Origin of the sequence: Cohnella hongkongensis (genome assembly GCF_042654645.1) — a bacterium.
GTDB lineage: Bacteria > Bacillota > Bacilli > Paenibacillales > Paenibacillaceae > Cohnella > Cohnella hongkongensis.
Window position 1 is genome coordinate 343,337 of record NZ_JBHSEP010000002.1, and the last position, 19,875, is coordinate 363,211.

Here is a 19,875-nt window from a genome sequence, read left to right on the forward strand (position 1 = left end):
CGTCATCCGGGCTTGCTTCGGCCTCTCGGCCTATTCCTCGTCAGGGCTGCCTTTGTCCGATCTGCGGAATTGCTGGGGTGTGAGCCCGGTTTCCTTCTTGAACACTTTGCTGAAGTACTTCTCGTCCGCGAAGCCGACCTGATCTGCGATTTCCCCGACCTTCAGATAAGGATTGCCGAGCAGCAGCCTGGCGTGGTTCATGCGCAGCTCGGTGACAAATTCCTTGATGCCGATTCCGAACTCCTGCTTAAACAAGCGGGCCACGTACTCCGAATTCATGAAAAATTGCGCGGACACGTCCTTGATCATCAGCGGCTCGTGGTAATGCCGCTTCAGATAATCCCGGACCTCGTAGATCGTTTCCTTTCGTTCCCGTCCCTGCAATCGGCCGATTTCCTCGGCCAGCCGCAGCAGGCGGTTTTCCAGACTCTCCGCCAGCCGCTCCAAAGCGAACGCCCCCGTATCGTCCCAGTACACAAGCGAGCGATCGTCTGCAGCGCCCAAGCCTTCTTCCGGCCGTCCCGCTCCAGCGTAAAGCTCCTTCAGCCATTTCAACTCCTGCTCCCACCATAAAATCTGCCGGGTCGTCAGGAAGCCCGCCTGCGCGCAGCCGGAGAGCAGCCCGGACAGGAACCGCCGGATATCGCTCCGGCTTCGCCCGAACAGGATCATCCTTAGCTCCCGTTCCTCCTGCAGAAGAGACAGCATTCCCGCCGGCTCCGAAGCTTCCGCATACACGCCGTCCGGCTCGGGGCGCAGATGGTTGACGCTTTGGCGCACCGCCTCCGCCTCTTCGAACGCCCTCGCCATCTCGTCCGGGAAAACGCGCCGGGAAGAGAGCGCGATCTCGATGCGGATGCCGAACGTGCGAAGCATCGTGCGGGTCAGTTCTCCGCAGACCCCCTTCGCGTCGCTCAAATCGAAGAGCAGCAGCACGATGACGCCTTCTTCCGACTGGTAGCGAAAGGCCGTCCCCCTCCTCGGGAAGTCGAGCAATTCGCCGGCGACGTTCATGATCGAGAAATACAGCAGATCCTTCCTGTCCGAGAAAGCTCTCTCGATGCGCCCTGCCCGCTCCTGGATCCGGCACATGCAGAGCGTATACGGACGGCCCTGCCAGAGCCGCCATTCGTCGCCCAGCAGTTCCTCGGCCTCGCCCGCCGGAATGGCCGCCGAACGGTCCGCGATCTGCGTCAGCAAGCTGTCCCTCAGCATCAGCCTCCGCTCGTTTATCGCCCGGGCGTTGCCAAGCAGTGCGACCGCTTTATCGTTTTCCTGTTTTAGCTCCCGCAGCGCGTCCTTCAGCCTGTCGTACACTTCGGACTCGTCGATCGGCTTGATGAAATAATCGAAGCCCCCGTACTCAATCGTCTTTTTCAGGAACGCGTAATCCTCGTAGCCGCTGATCACGATCGTCTTATGCGGATACGGAAGCTCCCGCAGAAGCCGCAGCAGATCGACGCCGTCCTTGTTGGGCATCCGCATGTCGGTCAGAATAATCGTCGGCCGCTTTTCCACAATCAAGCGATAGGCTTCATCGCCGTCCGCGGCCTCCAGCACTTCCGTAATGCCAAGCGAGCGCCAATCGATGGCCATGCCGAGAAACTTCCGGGTACGCCGTTCGTCGTCCACGATAATGGCCTTCATGTCCCTTCCTCCCCGATGCCGAACAACAACGAGCTGTCCCGTTCTTCCATACGTTCCGGCAGCAGCAGCGTTACCCGAAATCCGCCGCCCTCGCGATTCTCCATCCCCATCTCCGCTGACTCTCCGTAATACAGCCGAATGCGGCGAAACAGATTCACCAAGCCGACCTTCCCGTAAGGCTCGTGCCGGTCGGGCTGCCGATGCACGGCCTGCATTACGCTCGCCATCTCCGCTTCGTCCATCCCTTGTCCGTTATCCTCCACAACGATTTGCAGCCGGGGTCCGCCGGCGGTCTCGATCTTCCCGACGCTTATGCCCAAATGACCGTTTCCCGCTTGACGGTCGAACGCATGCTTGAAATAGTTTTCCACCAGCGGTTGTATCGTCATTTTCGGCACGAACCAGCCGTCGTTCTGCCGGTCCGCCTCGATCTCGACGCTCAACCGCTCCTCAAAGCGGTGCTTCTGCAGCTCGAGATAGGCTTGAACATGCTCGATTTCCTTGGAGAGCGGCACTCGCTCTTCTTCGAAGTCCATGCTGTAGCGCATCATCTTCGACAGCGACCGAACGAGCCGGTAGACCTCGTAGTCCCCGTTCTCGTACGCGAGCGCCGCGGTCGATTGCAGGGCGTTGTTCAGAAAATGGGGATTCAACTGGGCCTGCAGCGTATTGAGCTGCTGCGTCTTGTTCTGAATTTCCAGCTTGTATTCCTTGATCATCAGAGAACGGATCGTCTCGACCATGGACTTGAACTGATCGCCGACGATGCCGATCTCGTCGCTGCCGAGTCGGTCGAAATCGACCTGCATGTTGCCCTTCTTGATGTTCCGGATATTGCGGACGAGCACCTGAAGCGGCCGGGTGATCCTGAACGAGACGATCAGCGTGGCCGCTACGGCCAGCACAAGGGCCAACCCCCCAATCCACAAATTCATCTTGACGATCTCGCGCGCGTTCCGGTTCAGCGTCTCGTAAGGAACCTGCTTGACCAACAACCAGCCCTCGTTCGTCTGCTGGAGGCGATTGTAGACGATGATGCCCCGGAAATCGGCGTCCTCCCGGCTCCAGTGGCCGCTCGGCCGATTCTCCCGCCGAATGCGTTCCAGCCAGTCGCCCGGAGGCATTTCTTCCGAAGCGGCGGACCGGAACAGCGCTTCCCCTTCCGGATTCAGCAGCATAAACTCGCTCTTGCCCGGCACGTACAAGTCCCTCACCAACTCCTCAAGCTCCTTGACGTCGATCGTAATCGTCAAATAGCCGAGCACGTCGTCTCCCGGAATGTCTACGAAAGCCCGCCGGTACGTAAATAGCCCTTCGTTCGATCCATCCGGGCCGAAATGGCCGCGGTACGGGTCTTCGAACGCCCGCGCATAGCCGCCTTCCGCCCTTTCGTCCTGCTTATACTGTCTCCACAGAGAGGGGGTGAGGACGAACGTCAGACCCGAGCGCCGCATATACAGCTCGACTCTCCGGATATGGGGACTCGATCGAATAACCGTCAGCAATATATCCTTCACGCCTGCGGACAACGTGTCGTCGCTGGAAATTTCTCTCCGGAACAAATTGTTGGCGGCCGCGTTCGTATAGAGCGACAAGCCGAGCTGGTCGATCCGCTTTAGATATGCGTCGATGTTGCGGTGACCTTCGGACAGCAGATTGATGTTCTCCTGCAGCGTCTGTTCGACGACGGAGCGGCTGGTCAGCTGATAGTTGAACACGATGGCCACGCCGAACGGCACCACCGTCGCAAGCAGCAGCAGCGCGATCAGTTTATTGCGGATGCTGGAACGGATGGCCACCATCGGCCGCGCCTCCCTTTTTCTTCGATGTCGGCCGCATTCCGTGCGGGAAAGGCAAAACAAACCGTAAGCCCGAAAGCTTAAGGTTTGTTTCGAAGAAGCACGCCGGCTTCTTATTTCTGGCTCAAGTTTTTCCAGGCCTCGTCCATCTTATCGAGCGCCAGCTCGTAATCGAGCTTGTTGGCCACGTATCCTTGGATGAGCGCGTAAAACTCGTTGTACGTTCCGTCCGGCCATTGGTTAAAGCTCCACGGTATCGTCTGGTTCGCTTGCGAATATTTCACCACTTCCTGCGATAGCGAGCTTAAGCCGTCGGCCGGAATGTTGTCGTAGGCGGGAATGAATTGGAAGTCCTTGGCCAGATACTTCTGGCCAGTCTCCGAGCTGACCATCCAGTCCAGGAACGTCTTCGCCGCTTCGATCGACTTGGAATCCTTGTTAACGGCCCAGAACATCGGCGTTCCGACTTGAAGACGGTCCATCCGCTCGGCATCGTCGTTGATCGGCACCGGCATCAGGCCGATGCTGCCGAGATCCGGGTTCATCTGCCGAAGCGGCATTTCCGCCCAATCCCCCTGGTGTATCATCGCCACCTCGCCGTTGGCGAGCAGCGTCTCCTGCGTCTTGTAATCCGTTGTGAGCGGGTTGGCGTATCCGTATTTCAGCGTCAGATCGAGGAACTTCTTATAGTCCTCAAAATACGGATTGCCCTTCATTGTAGCCGTCCCCGCCGTCAGATCCTGGACGAACTTGTCCGGATCGTCCTGCTGGGCGAACGCGATGTTCATCTGCTGCATGCCGAGAATCCACCATTCCCCATAGCCGTTGCCGAACGGCGTAATGCCCGCGCCTTGAAGCTTCTCCGCGACCGCTTCCAGCTCCGTCAGCGTCTTCGGCAGCTCGGCAATGCCTGCCTTCTCGAACAAATCTTTATTGTACACGAGTCCGAAGCCCTGCAGATTGTAAGGCATGCCGTACAGCTTGCCGTCGAGCGTCGCCGCGTTCTTCGCGAACGGAAGCGCGTGCTCGGCCCAAGGCTCTCCGGAAAGATCGACGATCCGCGATTGCCACAGGCTCAGCATCGAAGGCCCGTCTACCGCGAAGATATCCGGGCCTTGCCCGGCGGCGAACCGGGTTTTCAAATCGGATTTCCAGTCGGCGCTGCCGCCGATAATATCGTTGACGATCTTGATATTGGGATGCTCCTTCTCGAACTCCGCCGTCATGGCGTTAAACGGCTCGGCGATGTCCACCATGAAATGAAACACCCGCACCTCCTGAACCTCGCCCGCCGGCTGCGGCGGCGATTCCGAGGCGGTCGCGCCGCCCGTATCGGGACTGCCCGCATTCTCCCCGCCGTTCGCGCCGCACCCGGCCAGAAGCGACGCGATTAGCGCGGTCGCGGCAAACCCTGTCCAACGTTTGTTCATTGCATTTCCTCCCCAATTTTCATTATAAAAGCCTATGTGAATCTTTTCCTGTGGAAAAGAATGCCACCCCGTCGATCGACCCCGTTCAGCCTTTAACCGATCCGGCCGTAATTCCGCGGATAATGTACCTCTGAAGGGCGAGGAACAACACGATGATCGGCGTCATCGACATGACCAGCGTCGCCAGCGCCATGTCCCACTGCTTGGCGTATTGGGCGAAGAAGGAATAAAGTGCAAGTGGAATCGTGTACATTTTCGCTTCGTGCAGCACCATGACGGGAAGCAGGAAGTCGTTCCAGATCCACAGACTGTTCAGAATGACCGCTGTCATCGTAATCGGCTTCAGCAGCGGGAATACGATTTTCCAGAACAACCCCTGCATGCCGCAGCCGTCAATGATCGCGGATTCCTCGATCTCCAGCGGAATGGACTTGACGAAGCCGTGATACAGGAAGATCGTGAACGGAACGCCCAGCCCGAAGTAGAGAACGACCAATCCCGGAAGACTTCCGATCAGGTTTAATTTGCCTCCGATCTGCATGAGCGGAATCATGATCGACTGAAACGGAATGACCATGCTGGATACGAACAATAGCAGCACGAGCTGGCTGCCTTTGCCCGCTCGCCTTGCCAGCCTCCAGGCAGCCATTGAGCTGAGCAGGACGATGCCCGCGTTGCTCAGGACGGTGACGAAAACGGAATTGGACAGCACCTTCGGGAAGTCCGTCGCCTTCCAGGCGCGAACGAAATTGTCGATAATGAACGCGTCCGGCCAATGGGCCGACCGGCTCATAATGTCCGGGAACGTCTTGAACGCGTTCAGGACGACGAGGTAGAGAGGATACAAGAACACGAGCGCACAGGCGAGAATCGCCAATTCCAGCAGCAGCGTTTGGCGCGAATACCGGTTTCCGACCATTACATCTGCACCTCCCGCCGCTTCGTCAGCGTAACCTGTAGAAGCGTGATAGCCGAGACGACCAGGAAGAAGATGACCGCCTTGGCGCTTCCAAGTCCGTACCGGTTGTTCTGGAACGCCTCGTTATAGATGTTCATAGTGACCGATTCCGTCGAGTGGAACGGCCCTCCGTTCGTCAGCGACAAGTTCAGATCGAACACCTTAAACGAAATCGACAGGGACAGAAACAGGCATACGGTAATCGACGGCATGATCAGCGGAAGCACGATCCGGGTCAGGGAGCGAAGTCCCCCCGCGCCGTCGATGCGAGCGGCTTCCAGCACGGACGAATCGACATTCTGCAGCGCCGAGATGTAGATGACCATCAAGTAGCCGCTAATCTGCCAGACGAAAACGATGACCATCCCCCAGAATCCGGTCGACGCGTCGCCGAGCCAGCTAAGCTGGAAGAAGGACCACCCCGTTGCCTCTCCGATCGACGGGAAGCCTCTCAAGAAGATGAACTGCCAGATGAACCCGAGCAGCAAGCCGGCCAATATGTTCGGCATGAAGAAAGAGACGCGAAAAACGTTCGTCAGCTTCAAATTCCGGGTAAGAGCGAGGGCAAAGCTGAAGCCGATCAGGTTGCTGAGCAGCAGCGAAATCAGCATAAATCGGAACGTGAACCAGAACGCCTGCCCGAAGCGGTCGTCTTGGGTGAACAGTCGGACGAAGTTGTCGAAGCCGACCCAGTCCGCGTGGCCGCTAACCCCGTTCCAGGACGTCAGGGAGTAGTAGAACCCGAACAGAAAAGGGAGCAGCGTCATGGCGATAAAAAAGAGCAAGGCCGGTCCAATAAACACGGCATCGTGGAAGAGCTTAATTCTGGCTTTGTAGCCGGACACCGGCATTCGCCTCCTTCGTGTAATCCCCCGTTGCGACAGAAACGGCTGCCGGGGTCGTCGCCGTTATCTTGTTATTATTCTAGGGGATGGGCTCCCGCCTGCGCGCGGGACGTATTCGACTGAAAAAGTGGAATAATCCGAATAATTCCGGGCTGAAGCGGATCACCACGATTGCCCGTAACGCCTCGTCGCGAAGACGCGTGCGCGTCGATCCCCCCGTAGCCGGGATGCGATCAGAGCAAAGGGGCTGTCCGCCCGCCGTCTCTAAAGGGACGAAGGGACAAGCCCCTTGCCGCAAAAAACCGCTCCTCGGCAAATGGAAGTGGACCCTCCATTTACGTAAGGAACGGTTTCTTGAACCTTCTCTATTTTGCGGATAAGCTTCGCGATTCTTCGCCGTTCATTCGGCTGGCCCGAAGCGAGCGAATGCGGCGCTCCCGGCGCCCATGACGCCCGCCCGGTCGGGCTGCGCGGCCGGGCGGACCTCCGGCGGATGCGTCAGCGCCGATCGCCCGCGGCGAGCAAGCTCCCGCACGGCACTCTCGAGCATCAGTGCGCGGATACGGCTCAACCCTCCGCCAACGACGATCGGGCATTCACCGAACAGCTGGAACAGGTTCGCGAAAGCGATGCCCAGAGCCCGTCCGGCTTCGGTCAGCAGCCTCCGGGCTAACGGGTCCCCCTGGTCCGCCAGGGCGCAAATCCGTTCGACCGTCCTCTCGTTCCCGCCAACCGGACTCGCCCGCTCGTTGTGGCCGCCGACGCGCGGCGGCTCCGCACCGTATCGCTCGACCAAGCCGAGCCCGGACACATACCTCTCCAGGCAGCCTTGATTGCCGCATGCGCAGGGGATGCCGTCAGGATAGACGGCCATATGTCCGATATTGAGCGGCCCGCCCATCGGATTCCGGTAGACGCCGTCCCTCTCGATCAGGCAGGCGCCGACGCCTGTCCCGATGCCGACGTACAGGAAACGGCCGCACTCCGCGGCCGCGCCGCCGAGCTTCTCCCCCAGCGCCCCCATAATGACGTCGCTGTCCAGCGCAACCGGGACGTTCCACCTTTCTTGAAGCAGCGAAGGCAGCGGCACGTCCGCCAAGCCCAAGTTGACCGCATACCGAACCACGGTGCGCTCCTCGTTCAGCAGCCCGGGCACGCCGATTCCAGCGCCAGCGACTTTCCCTCCGCCGGGGGCTTCGCCGAATCGCCCGGCCACTTCGTTCGCCAGCTTCGGAACGTCCAGGATGCCGCTTTTCGTTCTGGGCGTCGGGAACGAACGGAACCCCTTCAACGTTCCTTCGCGGTTCACGAAACCTGTCTTCACGTTCGTGCCGCCGATGTCGACGCCCAATGCCCACTCCATGCCGGACAAGCGTTCACGTCCTTTCAGTTGTAGTAATAATAATGGTTAAGAGGATAGGACGTTTCCAACTCGTTAACCGGAGACAAATGCTTCAGATGAGGCGCGGAGAACTGCTGTCGATACCGGGATGCGGTAACCCCCTTCACGCTCATGAACGATCTGTAAAAATAGTGCACGCTTTGGAAGCCTACCGCGTAGGCGATTTCCGAGATGCTTCGTCCCTCCGTTACGAGTAGCTGGCACGCCCTGTCGATCCGCCGCATCAGAATCGCCTTCTGAGGCGAGATTCCGGTATACTGCACGAACTTGCGGGTAAAATGCTCATGGCTCCAGCCGGCTTCCTGGGCCAAGCGGACAACCGTAATCGGCTCCGTCAAATGGCGGTCGATATAATCGAGCGCCTTCAGCACGGGAAGGGAATGCTTCGTATCGAAGACCGGAGCCGACTTGGGCGAAGGCATCCCCTTGAGCCCTTCCAGCTCCGCCAGCGCCGAGAGCAGCAGCAGCTTGCAGCGCTCTTCCCACAAGTACACTTTTTTGCTCGACAGAAACAAGATCTGCTTCATGAGCTGGGGAACGAACGTCTCTTCGACGGAATGCAGGAAGACGGATTCCTCCCGCCGCTCCTCTTCCGGATTCCCGACCGCCGTCCAGTCGAGATAAAACGTGAGGAACAAATGCCTGACCGGGTGAGCCTTGTCGAACTCGTAAGAGTACGTCTCCCCCGGAGGCGTGATGATGACGCACGGTTTGCCCAGTACGAACGATTTATCCGTGCTGACGTACCGGGTTTCGGATCCGGTCGGAAAATACACGATCTGATAGCTGTCCAAACGGACCGGGCCGTATACCCAGCCCGGTTTCACGACGAAGTCGCCGGATCTAACGAAGCGAACGCGGTTCAGATCGACGGCGGAAGGCATCCATTCCAACGACATGCCAGGCACCCCTTTCATGCCTACATTGTACTACATTCCTTCCGTCCTCCAATCGGCTTAAGCTTTGGGAAAATATCGGATACGCTTTTGATGCGCGCGCACCAGCTCCGCGTTGCCTTCCGCTCCGTGCCCGTTCGCGCTGCTGAACATCGGCGGCTTAAACCCGCGCGCCTCGAGCAGCGAGACAACTTCAGCCACGATCATCTGCATGATCAGAATGCCCGTCAGCGTGGACGTCGGTCCGTAGCCGACCGGGAAATCCCCGCCGGTCGCGAGCGCGGCGTCGCCGGGAACGCCGCAGTTGTCGATGACCACGTCGGCGACGTCCGTCAGCTTCAGTCCGTCCCGGTGCCTGGAGGCGACCGATTCGCTATGCCGCTTGCTTACGATCGCCACGACCGTCAAGCCTCTGCTTTTGCACGCCTGGGCTACCTCGATCGGAACGGCGTTAATTCCCGAATTGGAGACGACGACGGCGACCTCTCCCGCTTCCAGCCGATATCCGGATACGAGAACCTCGGCATAGCCGTGCAATCGCTCCATCTCCGTCGACCGCCCTACGTTCAGCTCCATCAGCGGAAATTCGAGCATGGCGTCGACGCAGGCCAAGCCGCCGGCGCGGTAAAACACGTCCTCCGCGACCATATGGGAATGGCCGCTACCGAACACGTGGAGAACGCCTCCCCGTTCGATCGAGTCGGCGATCGCTCGCGCGGCTGGACTTATCGCCTCCAATTGCGTATCGACAATCGTCCGGGATATCTCTTGAACCGCTTGCCAGTAGGTAATTGCCGACATGATGACGACCCCCTTGGAACCGGCGATTATTCGCCGGCTTCGATAGTGACGGAACCTCCGAGGAACTTCTCGGGCAGAATCAATTGACGCCGATCCGACAGAGCGCAGGCTTCTCCGTTCACTGCAAGCCGCTTGCCCTGATAGGCTTCCGGCACGTAGAAAACGACTTTCTCCGGACGGTTACGCTGCGGCAAGTCGATTTTGGCCTGGAGAGACGCTCCGTCCCCGGACGCCTCGAAGCTCATCAGGCCGAATTCCGTCAGCGCATCGCGCACGCGCACCCCCTTCGCCAGCCACTCCGGCGGCAGGCCGAGCCCCAGATGGAGAGTCGCCCCCTCCTCCAGAATCAACATGCGGCGAAGCAGGATCATGTAAGTCGCATGCCCGTAGATGTGGGGCAAGGTGTCGTTCCAGGATAAGCGATACTCGTAAAAAATGCCTTCGGGAAATCCGTGCGTGGACGTGGTATGCTCCAGCATGGCGTAGAAGTGCTCGGCGACCTTGCGATCATCCCCCTGAATGAGGCGGGTTTGCGTAATGTACGTCGACATGTACGGATGAATCGCCTTCATCGGCAGATCGAGTATCAGCTCCGTCTGTCCGTTCCAAGCGCAGACGCCTTCAACGAACGATTGCTCGGCTCTGTCCATCGTGGCACCGACTCGCGGATCGTCCTTGTCTATGATCGGAAACGGAAAGATCATCTTGATGTTGCTCCAGTGCGTGCCTTGCAGCTCGTAGCTCGGCGGGAAATAATCCGCGCCCGCTCTGTCCAGCGCCCTCAGCACGCAGCCCATGTATTCGTCGAAGGCTTCGTTGTACGTCGCGGCGTCTTCGGCTCGCCCCGCTTGCTCGGCCAGCAGCGCGAAGCATTTCAGCCCCCGGAGGCTCCACAGATCGTAGCCGACGATATGGGATTTCCCGTCCCACAGACATTCACCGTCCGCCAGCGAATTCGGCATCAATCCGTAAAACGGATCGTCCTTGGGCAGATCCGTTCTGCGGCGCTTCATGATCCATTCCGCGGCCCGCTTGAGGTCGGGGTACTTGAGCTCGAGCCATTCCCGGTTGCGGCTCAGCATGTAGTACTGATACAGTCCCCACAGCCCTTGACCGGTGCCGTCCAGTTGTCCCTCGTGGCTGACGAAGCCGCCTTCCTTGTCGATGCTGCGCTCCCAGAAGAACGGCAGGTTCTCGTCCGCCTGCTTCGTATAGTTGAACATCTGCATCGCATAATTGATGAACGCCGCGTCCCGCGTCCAGAACAGATCGTAGAATCCTTCTCCCGGATGAATCTCCCCTCTGTCCCGGGTCATGAACGTATAGACGATCGAAGCCTTCAGCGTATTCAGCGCCTTCACGTGCGGGATCTCGAACAGCGTGCCTTGCTGAAGGAAATCCTCCCAAAACGTCTCCACTTCGGACAGACACGCTCCGTATTCGTCCTTCAATCGCAGAACCGCAGAATCCTTAACAGGCATGTAAGGGATTCTCAGCTCTACGGACGCGCTCTCTCCCGGGGCCAGCTCGCAGGAGAACGTCATCGCGGCCGCATCGCAGGAGAACGCGATCCTCTCGTCGCCGCGAACGGCCAGCACGATGCCTTCCCCGACGCTTGCGGTCGCGAACTCCCCGGCCAAACCGGAGCGGAGCGGCTTTCTCGTCACGCTGGAAGGCGTGTAATGCTGCGTCACTTCGACGGACAACGCGGCGGTTCGGGTTTCGTTCGACGCATTGTCGAGCGTGAGGCGGACGTAGTTCACGTAATTGTCCTCTTCCGTCACCATCCCGTCTAGCGGAGCGCCCTGCAGCGGGCCTGCGAACATTTCCGTTCGGTAGCGGATCGACCCGTCGACCTCGATGTCCGTCATGACGATCGGGAGATACCCTTTCTTCATAATCTTGATCACGTCCGCTCCGTAAGGCATGAACGCGCCGTCCGCCGTCTTGGCGAACAGCGATACCCTTCTTTTCTCTCCGACATAAAGCGAGGATTCCGGGGAAACCCTCGTTCCGGTCGGGTAGTCTTTAAGACCGATCAGTGTAAAGGAATTCGCGTAGTATTCCGGTTCGTCGTACAGATTGCGCCAGGCTGCCTTTGTGTTCAAAATCATGGTTCCACGCCCCATCGGATAATGTAGTGACATGCTCATTATCCTTTATGAGGACTGATCGGAACAATGCAGGAAACAGACGGTTTTATGCACGCATTTGATTTCGGTTATCCGTCTCGATGGAAGCGCCCTGCCTGGCGGCGAAGCGCGCTTCCCCTTCACTCCGAAGCCGCTGCCGGACATGACGCAGGCCACTTTCGCCGCAATACCCGAAAATCGCGCAACTTTCCGAGAAAATAGCGAATTGTTAGCGAAGTTTTCGGATTTTATACTGGGGTCATTCCTTCTGGAAGCAAAGGAGAACGTCATGTCATTTCAAGATCAGGAAAGATTCAAGCTCCGTTTGAAATATCCCGCTTCATGGCCGGGGAACGGATGGCGGGAAGCGCTGCCCGTCGGCAACGGCCGACTGGGCGCGGCCGTATACGGCGCCGTCTATAAGGAGACGGTCGTCCTGCAGCATGCCGAGCTGTGGCACGGCGGACGCCGCTGCCCGCTGCCCGACGTCGCTTCGTCGCTGGCGGAGACGAGGGCTCTCATGGACCAGGGCGAGTACGACGCCGCGAACCGGGTTCTGTCGGACGCCCTGCTGGCGGCCGGATACGATTCGGAGCTCTATAAGCCGCTGCCGCTGGCCGATCTGAACATCGTGATGAAGCCCGGCAAAGGGTTTCGAAGTTACGCCCGCGAGCTCGATCTGGCTTCCGGAGTCGCCTCCGTCCGTTGGGTGGACGGGAATGTCGCGTTTCGGCGCGACCTGTTCGTCTCCCGGGCGGACGACCTGCTCGTCTGCCGCATCAGCTTCGAGGAGACCGCTTCGGAAGCCGCGATACCGGGAGGTGCGGCGCCGGAGGTCGAGCTTGGGCTGACGCTCCATGATCCGCAGCAGTCGCACCCGTTCGATCCGAAGCTGCTGCCGACTTGCGTCGATCGGCTCGCGGAGGACGGCTATATTCGATACGCCGCCCGCAGCGTCGACGGCACCGATTTCGGCGCCGTCTTAAAGGTCGTCCCGTTCGGCGGCAGGACGGAAGCGGCGGACGGCCGCCTCTCCGCGCAAGGCGCAAGCGGCGGCGTGCTGGCGCTTGCGGCCGTCTTCGTCGGCGGGGACCGGCGCGACGAATGGCACAAGCTCAAGGAGAAGCTGGACGCCGTCGAACCCGACTACGGGCGGCTGCTCGCTCGACATGCCGAGCTTCACGGAGAGCTGTTTCACTCGGCAGACTTCTCGCTCGAGCTGGAAGAGGCCCCCCGGTCGAACGAGGAATTGCTGATGGCGGCGTACGAAGGCGAGACGCCGAACGAACTGACGGAGAAAATGTGGGCGTACGGACGCTACCTGTTCGTCTCCTCCACACGCGAAGACGGACTGCCGTGCCCGCTGTACGGACTGTGGTGCGGCGACTACGACGGCCTGTGGAGCCATCATATGGCGAACGAGAACGTGCAGATGATTTATTGGCACGCCCTGCCCGGCGGGCTGTCTGCTCTCGTCCCGGCTCTGTTCAACCATTACGACGGCTTGATGGACGACTTCCGCGACAACGCGCGCAAGCTGTTCGGCTGCCGCGGAATCTACATCCCCGCCGGCACGACGCCGGGACTTGGCCTGCCCAATCAGATCGTTCCGGTGATCATGAACTGGACAGGGGCGGCAGGATGGCTCGCCCGCCATTATTACGAATATTATTCGTATACCGGAGACGTGGCGTTCCTGCGGGATCGGGCGCTTCCGTTCATGCGCGAAACGGCGCTGTTTTATGAGGATTTCCTGACCGTAGGGGCCGACGGCCGTTACCGGATCTATCCGTCGGTGTCCCCCGAGAACTCGCCCGGCAACTTCGCCGCAGGCCGGGACGCCGACCAACTGGCCCATCCGATGCCCAGCGCCGCCGACTCGGCTATGGATTTCGCCATTCTGAAGGAGCTGCTCGGCAATCTGCTCGAAGGGGCGAAGCAGGCCGGCATGTACGAGGAGGAATGGAGCAAATGGGAGGGCATGTCGGCCCGCATTCCGCCCTATCGGCTCAACCAAACGGGAGCGGTCGCCGAATGGGGGGACGTGGCGTTCGAAGACAACGATAACCATCGCCATATGTCGCATATCTACCCGCTGTTTCCCGGGAACGAAGTGGACGGGCAGCGGCAGCCCGAGCTGTTCGAAGCTTTCGCCAAAGCGGTGCGCAGCCGCCAGACCGTCGGACTGAGCGATCAGTCCGGCTGGTCGCTGGCGCATATGTCCCACGTGTACGCCCGCCTCGAGGACGCAGAGCGAGCGATGGAATGCCTGGATTTGCTGACCCGCTCTTGTTTGCTGCCCAACCTGTTTTTGCTTCACAACGATTGGCGCAACATGGGCATCTGCCTTGACTTTGCCGAGGCGCCGTTCCAGATCGACGCGAACATGGGCTTCACGTCCGCCGTGCAAGAAATGCTGCTGCAAGCTTCCCCGGGACGAATCTCCCTCTTGCCCGCTCTGCCCGAACGCTGGCGGCAGGGCCGGGCGGGCGGACTTCGGTTCCCGACCGGGACGGTTAAGCTGGAATGGAACGCCGATACGGGACATTTCCGCGCCGAGCTGAAGGCTCTGCGGGATACCGCCGCCATCGTTCGAATTCCCGGGCGGTTCGGAGCCTGCGGCTGGCATGGCGATTGGAACGGCGAGACCGGAACGGACTCCGGCGCGATAAGCGTCGCGATTCCTGCCGGCGGAACGCTGACGATAACGGCCGCGGCTCCGGACTCCCTGGCCGCCGCCCACGAAAGGAGCGATGCGCGATGAGCTCGAAGGCCTCTTGGAAAGAGATGGGCCTCGCCTACTTGATGATCTTTCCCGCCCTGTTTTTCTTTGTTCTCTATCTGATCTATCCGCTGTTCAAGTCGCTGCGGATGAGCCTGTACGATTATTCGGGCATCGGCAGCCTCACGGACTTCGTCGGTCTGGCCAACTACGCCGAGGCGCTTGCCGACAAGCAATTCTATAACGCGATGGCCAACAACTTCACGTTGATGGCCATCGAGCTGGTCGTCTCGCTGACCGTCGCTTTTGTCCTCGCGTATTTCCTGTATCGGGGCGTGTTCGGCTGGAAGTTTTTTAACGTCGTGCTGTTTCTGCCCTACATCATCCCGTTATCGGTATCGGCGATTATTTGGACGTCGATCTATGAACCGAACATCGGGCTGCTGAATACGTTTCTGGACAAAATCGGCTTAGACTCCTGGAAGCGGGTTTGGCTGGGCAGCACGGATACGTCGCTGTATTCCGTCATCGCCGTATGGATCTGGCGTACGATTCCGTTCAACATGCTCATCCTGCTCGGCGCGATGCTGAAAATTCCGAAGGAGATGATCGAAGCGGCGCGAATCGACGGCTGCTCCGGCTTGCGGATCGTCCGCTATCTCATCGTGCCTCTAACGGCGCCGACGATCGGACTTCTGTTCATCCTGTCCGTCGCCTACGACTTCCGGGCCTTCGACATGGTGTGGGTCATGACGCAGGGAGGACCCGCGGATTCCACCCAGATCGCGTCCACGCTGGTCTACAAGCTGGGCTTCAGCCAGAACGAATACGGCTACGCCAACGCGATCGCCTTCCTCGTATTCGCATTCGTCGCCGCGGTCGCAGGGGCGCTGATGCTCGCCGCCAAAGTCGTTAACGCGGGGCTAAACCGAAAGCGGGGGTCAAAACAATGATCAAAAAAACGGTGCTTACGGCCTTCGTTCTGCTCTTCGCGGTCACGTCGCTGTATCCGCTCATCTGGGTATTGATGCAATCTCTCAAATCGGACGCCGAGTTTTTCGCCAACCAGTTCGCCCCGCCGACCGACTTCCTCTGGAACAACTACGGCAAAGCTTGGACGGAAGCGAATTTTGGCCTATACTACAAAAATACGTTAATCGTCACCCTGTTCGGCGTCGCGCTGGGCGTGCTCGTCTGCGTCCTGGCCGGTTACGCGTTCGCACGCTATCGCTTCTACGGCAAAAAGCTGCTGACGCTCAGCTTCGTCGGCGTGCTGTTCGTACCGATTCCGGTGCTGCTGCTGCCCGTCTATTTCATCAACCGGGACCTCGATTTGCTGAACACGTACGCCGGCATGATCGGTCCTTACATTTGCGGCATCGTGCCGCTCGGCGTGCTGCTGATGCAGGGAGCGTTCGCCAGCTTGCCGGGCGAAATCGCGGAATCCGCGCGGATGGACGGAAGCGGAGAATGGCGGACGTTCGGCCAGATCATGCTGCCGCTTACGACTCCGACGATCGCGACCGTGTGCATCCTGCAGTTTATTACCGTCTGGACGGATTACATGTGGCCGCTCATCGCCAACACGAATCCCGGCATGTACACCTTGACGATCGGCATCACGACGATGGCCGCACAGAAATTCGTTCTCGGCTACGGCCCGGTGTTCGCCGGCATGGTCATCTCCTTCTCGTTTATTATTCTCGTCTATGTTTTCCTGCAAAAGTATTTCATGCGGGCCTTGTCGGACGGAGCCGTCAAAGGGTAATCGGCAAGGCGGGAGGCGCCTATGATCAGAAGATTGCTAGCGACGTACCTTTTTTTCATCGTGATCCCGCTTGCCGCCGTTACCGGTATCGGATATTCGCTGTACAAGAATGGCATGGAAAACCAGGTGGCCCGATCGATCGACGGCACCGTGAAGCTTCTGCACAAGGAAGCGGAAGATTATTTCGATAATTACGTGCGGCTGGCCGGCTCCGTCATGCTCGACGAGAAGGTGGCCGGCACGACGTACAGCGTCATCGACATTCTCGGGCGCCGCAAGCCCGAGGACGCCTTGAGCGCCAGCTTCGAAGCCTACGATCAGGCGCAAAAAATTCAATTCATCCTGAATAATTTGCTGAATAAGGGCGGCGGCGCGCTGAATACCGTCTACCTCTATACCGACGGCGGAGAACGGTTCTACTCCAACCGCACGCGTCACGAGCCGTATAGCCCCGATACGCTGGCAGAGTTCGCCGACCGCTTGCGCGAAAGCGGAAGGGAATGGATATTCGTTCAGGACGACGCAAGCGCGAATCGCGAATCCGTCTACCTCGTCCGCCGGATCGGACAACCGTTCACGCATGCTTACTTGGGCTGCATCGTCATGGAAATCCATCTGTCGGAGCTGGCCGATACGATACGCATGGGACAGGTTCCCGAGCAGAGCGTATACGTGCTGTGGAACGGCACCCGTCCCGTGTACGATCCCGAGGGCAATTGGGCGGACACGGGCATTGCCGTCGAGATCCGGGACGGCCGAATGCAGGTGACGGCTCCTGAAGAGCACCGCTACCTGCTGTCCTCCGCGACCGCTGCGGAGTCGGAGTGGACCGTCGTCAGCCTGCTGCCCCAGAACCGGCTTAGCAGCGGCATCGATCAGGTTCGCAACTGGATCATGGCGGCCGCCGGCCTCTCGATCCTGTTCTCGATCGCGATCGCCTACGGGATGGCCGTCGGCATCGCCAATCCGGTCAAACGGGTACGCAACGCCATGCGCAAATTCGAAGCGCAGCTGTTGAGCACCCGCGTCACGGTGCAGGGCCGGGACGAGGTCGCCGAGCTTGCGGTCGGCTTCAATCATATGGCGGAACGGCTTCAGTCGTTGATCGACCAGGTGTACCGTGCGGAGATCGCGGAGAAGGATGCGCAATTGCGCGCGCTTCAGGCGCAGATCCATCCTCATTTTCTCCACAACACGCTAGAGTCGATTCGCATGCTCGCGGAAATCCGGGGCGCGTCCGACGTCGGCGAAATGACCCGGGCTCTCGGCGTGCTGTTCCGCGCGGCGACCGAATATTCCACGCTGATCCCGGTCGAGGTAGAGTGGAACTTGGTCCGTCAATATTTGCTCATTCAGGAATACCGGTTCGACGGCACGCTCACCGTGGACGCCCGTATAGAGCCCGAAGTCCGCAACGTGCTCGTTCCGAAGCTGACGCTGCAGCCGATCGTGGAAAACTGCATCCAGCACGGCCTGATGCCGCGGCGCGCGCCGCGAGAAGGAACGATTCGGCTTCGCGCCTACCGCGAGTCCGAATTCGCGATCGTCGAAGTGACGGACGACGGCGCAGGCATGAGCGCGGAAGCTCTCCGCGAGCTGGACGCCAGGCTGCAGTCGGACGAAGCGGCGGCCGATGGAGAAAGCGTCGGTCTGACGAACGTCCATCGCCGCATCCGGCTGCAATGCGGACGCGAATACGGCTTGTCGGTGACGAGCGCTCCGAACGTCGGGACGCGAATCGTCATCCGGCTGCCGATGGACAAGGAAAGGGGGGACAGCGGAGATGAATATTCTGATCGTCGATGACGAGAAGCTCATCCGGCAAGGATTGTCTCATATGATACCGCTTATGAACGAGAACTATCGTATCGTCGGCCAGTGCGGGAGCGGCGAAGAGGCTCTCGAACGCATAGCGGTCGAAGGCCTTCGCGTCGACGTGGTCATTACCGACGTCAGAATGCCTCCGCCGATGGACGGTTTGGAGCTGATTACCGAGCTTGCGATCCGCTATCCGCACGTTCGAAGCATCGTGATCAGCGGATACAACGAATTCGATTACGTCCGCAGCGCGCTTCGCAGCGGAGCGGTCGATTACCTGCTCAAGCCGATCGACAAGAAGGAGCTCCAGACGGTGCTCGGCCGGATAGAGCCCGCAGTCCCCTCCGCTGACAGTCGGGAGCCTGGCGACGGCAGCGGACAGGTCTCGCTCGCTTACCGCGACAATCTGCTTAACGGCCTGTTCAAAGCCGATCCCGGCATCTATCGCGATGCTGTCGCGTACTTGCAGAGCCGTTACGGCATCAGCGAGAGCACGCATCGTTTTATGACCGCGGGAATCGTCATCGACCAGCTGCCGGATGAGCCGCTGACGCCTTCGGACAAAGCGCTTTTCCAGTATTTCATCCGCAAGACGGCCGAGGAGCTGCTGCCGCTGTCGGGCAGCGTCGAGGGGAGCGTATTCCAGGGGAGCGACGGCTTAACGCTGATCGTGTTTTTTATCGACCGCGCAAGCGGCTTCGAGCTCCAGCCGCAGGCCCAGCTCACGATGCTGCTCGGCCAGATCAAGCGGCACGTCCGGTACCCGATTACGGTCGCGCTGTCCTCGTACGTCGAATCGTTCCGCCAATTCCCGAGCATGATCGATCAGCTTCATATCGCTCTCAAATCCCGGCTCGTCAGAGGAACCGACCAGCTGATCGAATTCGATGCCGCCAGGCAGATGAACGAAGCCGGATTCGAGGAAGTGGGACGGGATTGGATGGAGAGCGTCACGCGCCACCTGCAGGCCGGGGAATTGGAGAAAATGAAGAGCTCGTTTCTCGAGCTTCTCGCCGATCTTCGGCGCGATCAGCTGCCGCCCGACTACATCGTCGATATGATCGACAGAATGTTCATCCGCATGGAATCCGCGCTGGATCAGCTGGGAATAACGGTCGACTCTTTGAATTACGAGGAGCGGCGAAAGCTCGGCCATACGCTGGAGCAGTGTCCGCTATGGGAGCAGATGGAGCGTTCCGTGCGCGAGCGCCTCGACGTTCTGACGGAGCAAATCCGCGCCACGACGCTTCGCCAGAAGCCCGATTATATTAAAGAGGCCGTGGCGTTCATCGAGAACCGCTACCGCGAGGATATCAAGCTGCACGACGTGGCGAAGCACGTTCATCTGTTTCCCAGCTATTTCAGCCAGCAATTCAAGCTGCTGATGGGAACCAATTTTATCGACTATTTGACGGAAAGAAGAATGGAAGAGGCGATGAAGCTGCTGCGAGAGACGGACGAGCCGGCCTATTTGATCTGCGAGCGCGTCGGTTACGCCACATCGGCCCATTTTATTAAAGTGTTCAAGAAATGGGTCGGCAGCACGCCCGCCGAATACCGCAACAAGTGGCAAACGGAAGCGGCTAATCCGCGAGAAGCGCGCAGCCAAATGCAGAAAAAAGCGAAATAACGCCAGAACGTTGTCGTCTTTTCCGTT

At 59.4% G+C, this 19,875-nt stretch carries 14 protein-coding genes; 5 read left to right on the forward strand and 9 right to left on the reverse strand.

Annotated features, from left to right (window positions below):
* Positions 1-30: 30 nt before the first annotated feature.
* The 9 genes from ACFO3S_RS04755 to ACFO3S_RS04795 all read right to left on the reverse strand — a co-directional run bounded on the left by ACFO3S_RS04755 (position 31) and on the right by ACFO3S_RS04795 (position 11,892).
* Positions 31-1,647 (reverse strand): AraC family transcriptional regulator, encoded by a 1,617-nt coding sequence (locus ACFO3S_RS04755; protein ID WP_378092832.1) that lies wholly within the window; start codon positions 1,645-1,647, stop codon positions 31-33.
* A complete protein-coding gene (locus ACFO3S_RS04760; protein ID WP_378092834.1) occupies positions 1,644-3,449 on the reverse strand; it encodes a cache domain-containing sensor histidine kinase in 1,806 nt (601 codons plus the stop codon). Before ACFO3S_RS04760 ends, ACFO3S_RS04755 begins: the two co-directional genes overlap by 4 nt.
* A 110-nt stretch (positions 3,450-3,559) precedes the next feature.
* The gene (locus tag ACFO3S_RS04765) at positions 3,560-4,876 is read right to left on the reverse strand and encodes an ABC transporter substrate-binding protein (protein ID WP_378092836.1); all 1,317 of its coding nucleotides are present in this window, start codon (positions 4,874-4,876) and stop codon (positions 3,560-3,562) included.
* An 85-nt stretch (positions 4,877-4,961) separates the two neighbouring features.
* Positions 4,962-5,795 (reverse strand): carbohydrate ABC transporter permease, encoded by an 834-nt coding sequence (locus tag ACFO3S_RS04770; RefSeq protein ID WP_378092838.1) that lies wholly within the window; start codon positions 5,793-5,795, stop codon positions 4,962-4,964.
* On the reverse strand, positions 5,795-6,685 hold the full coding sequence (locus ACFO3S_RS04775; protein ID WP_378092840.1) for a carbohydrate ABC transporter permease: 891 nt from the start codon (positions 6,683-6,685) through the stop codon (positions 5,795-5,797). The genes ACFO3S_RS04770 and ACFO3S_RS04775 overlap by 1 nt, the downstream gene beginning before the upstream one ends.
* A gap of 394 nt (positions 6,686-7,079) precedes the next feature.
* Positions 7,080-8,042, reverse strand: coding sequence for an ROK family protein (locus ACFO3S_RS04780; RefSeq protein ID WP_378093166.1), 963 nt, complete (start codon positions 8,040-8,042; stop codon positions 7,080-7,082).
* A 23-nt stretch (positions 8,043-8,065) separates the two neighbouring features.
* Positions 8,066-8,980, reverse strand: coding sequence for a helix-turn-helix domain-containing protein (locus tag ACFO3S_RS04785; RefSeq protein WP_378092842.1), 915 nt, complete (start codon positions 8,978-8,980; stop codon positions 8,066-8,068).
* Positions 8,981-9,037: 57 nt separating this feature from the next.
* Positions 9,038-9,778, reverse strand: coding sequence for a sugar isomerase domain-containing protein (locus ACFO3S_RS04790; protein WP_378092844.1), 741 nt, complete (start codon positions 9,776-9,778; stop codon positions 9,038-9,040).
* 26 nt (positions 9,779-9,804) lie between these two features.
* Entirely contained in the window at positions 9,805-11,892 is a 2,088-nt protein-coding gene (locus tag ACFO3S_RS04795) for a hypothetical protein (protein WP_378092847.1), read from the reverse strand.
* Between the two features lie 307 nt (positions 11,893-12,199).
* On the opposite strand from ACFO3S_RS04795, the gene ACFO3S_RS04800 reads away from it, so the two are divergent.
* The 5 genes from ACFO3S_RS04800 to ACFO3S_RS04820 are packed head-to-tail and all read left to right on the forward strand — an operon-like array spanning position 12,200 to position 19,848.
* A complete protein-coding gene (locus tag ACFO3S_RS04800) occupies positions 12,200-14,674 on the forward strand; it encodes a glycosyl hydrolase family 95 catalytic domain-containing protein (RefSeq protein ID WP_378092849.1) in 2,475 nt (824 codons plus the stop codon).
* Positions 14,671-15,585 carry a carbohydrate ABC transporter permease gene (locus tag ACFO3S_RS04805; protein ID WP_378092851.1) on the forward strand — a complete coding sequence of 305 codons (915 nt, stop codon included), beginning with the start codon at positions 14,671-14,673 and terminating at the stop codon, positions 15,583-15,585. Before ACFO3S_RS04800 ends, ACFO3S_RS04805 begins: the two co-directional genes overlap by 4 nt.
* Positions 15,582-16,400, forward strand: coding sequence for a carbohydrate ABC transporter permease (locus ACFO3S_RS04810; RefSeq protein WP_378092853.1), 819 nt, complete (start codon positions 15,582-15,584; stop codon positions 16,398-16,400). The genes ACFO3S_RS04805 and ACFO3S_RS04810 overlap by 4 nt, the downstream gene beginning before the upstream one ends.
* 21 nt (positions 16,401-16,421) lie before the next feature.
* Positions 16,422-18,206 carry a cache domain-containing sensor histidine kinase gene (locus ACFO3S_RS04815; protein WP_378092855.1) on the forward strand — a complete coding sequence of 595 codons (1,785 nt, stop codon included), beginning with the start codon at positions 16,422-16,424 and terminating at the stop codon, positions 18,204-18,206.
* Positions 18,184-19,848, forward strand: a complete 1,665-nt coding sequence (locus ACFO3S_RS04820) for a response regulator transcription factor (protein WP_378092857.1) — start codon at positions 18,184-18,186, stop codon at positions 19,846-19,848. The genes ACFO3S_RS04815 and ACFO3S_RS04820 overlap by 23 nt, the downstream gene beginning before the upstream one ends.
* The last annotated feature ends 27 nt before the right edge of the window (positions 19,849-19,875 follow it).

What these genes read in the sequence shown, in the direction of transcription:
- ACFO3S_RS04755 (WP_378092832.1), bottom strand. Translation starts at nt 1,647, where the DNA reads ATGAAGGCCATTATCGTGGACGACGAACGGCGTACCCGGAAGTTTCTC.
- ACFO3S_RS04760 (WP_378092834.1), bottom strand. Translation starts at nt 3,449, where the DNA reads ATGGTGGCCATCCGTTCCAGCATCCGCAATAAACTGATCGCGCTGCTG.
- ACFO3S_RS04765 (WP_378092836.1), bottom strand. Translation starts at nt 4,876, where the DNA reads ATGAACAAACGTTGGACAGGGTTTGCCGCGACCGCGCTAATCGCGTCG.
- ACFO3S_RS04770 (WP_378092838.1), bottom strand. Translation starts at nt 5,795, where the DNA reads ATGGTCGGAAACCGGTATTCGCGCCAAACGCTGCTGCTGGAATTGGCG.
- ACFO3S_RS04775 (WP_378092840.1), bottom strand. Translation starts at nt 6,685, where the DNA reads ATGCCGGTGTCCGGCTACAAAGCCAGAATTAAGCTCTTCCACGATGCC.
- ACFO3S_RS04780 (WP_378093166.1), bottom strand. Translation starts at nt 8,042, where the DNA reads ATGGAGTGGGCATTGGGCGTCGACATCGGCGGCACGAACGTGAAGACA.
- ACFO3S_RS04785 (WP_378092842.1), bottom strand. Translation starts at nt 8,980, where the DNA reads ATGTCGTTGGAATGGATGCCTTCCGCCGTCGATCTGAACCGCGTTCGC.
- ACFO3S_RS04790 (WP_378092844.1), bottom strand. Translation starts at nt 9,778, where the DNA reads ATGTCGGCAATTACCTACTGGCAAGCGGTTCAAGAGATATCCCGGACG.
- ACFO3S_RS04795 (WP_378092847.1), bottom strand. Translation starts at nt 11,892, where the DNA reads ATGATTTTGAACACAAAGGCAGCCTGGCGCAATCTGTACGACGAACCG.
- ACFO3S_RS04800 (WP_378092849.1), top strand. Translation starts at nt 12,200, where the DNA reads ATGTCATTTCAAGATCAGGAAAGATTCAAGCTCCGTTTGAAATATCCC.
- ACFO3S_RS04805 (WP_378092851.1), top strand. Translation starts at nt 14,671, where the DNA reads ATGAGCTCGAAGGCCTCTTGGAAAGAGATGGGCCTCGCCTACTTGATG.
- ACFO3S_RS04810 (WP_378092853.1), top strand. Translation starts at nt 15,582, where the DNA reads ATGATCAAAAAAACGGTGCTTACGGCCTTCGTTCTGCTCTTCGCGGTC.
- ACFO3S_RS04815 (WP_378092855.1), top strand. Translation starts at nt 16,422, where the DNA reads ATGATCAGAAGATTGCTAGCGACGTACCTTTTTTTCATCGTGATCCCG.
- ACFO3S_RS04820 (WP_378092857.1), top strand. Translation starts at nt 18,184, where the DNA reads ATGAATATTCTGATCGTCGATGACGAGAAGCTCATCCGGCAAGGATTG.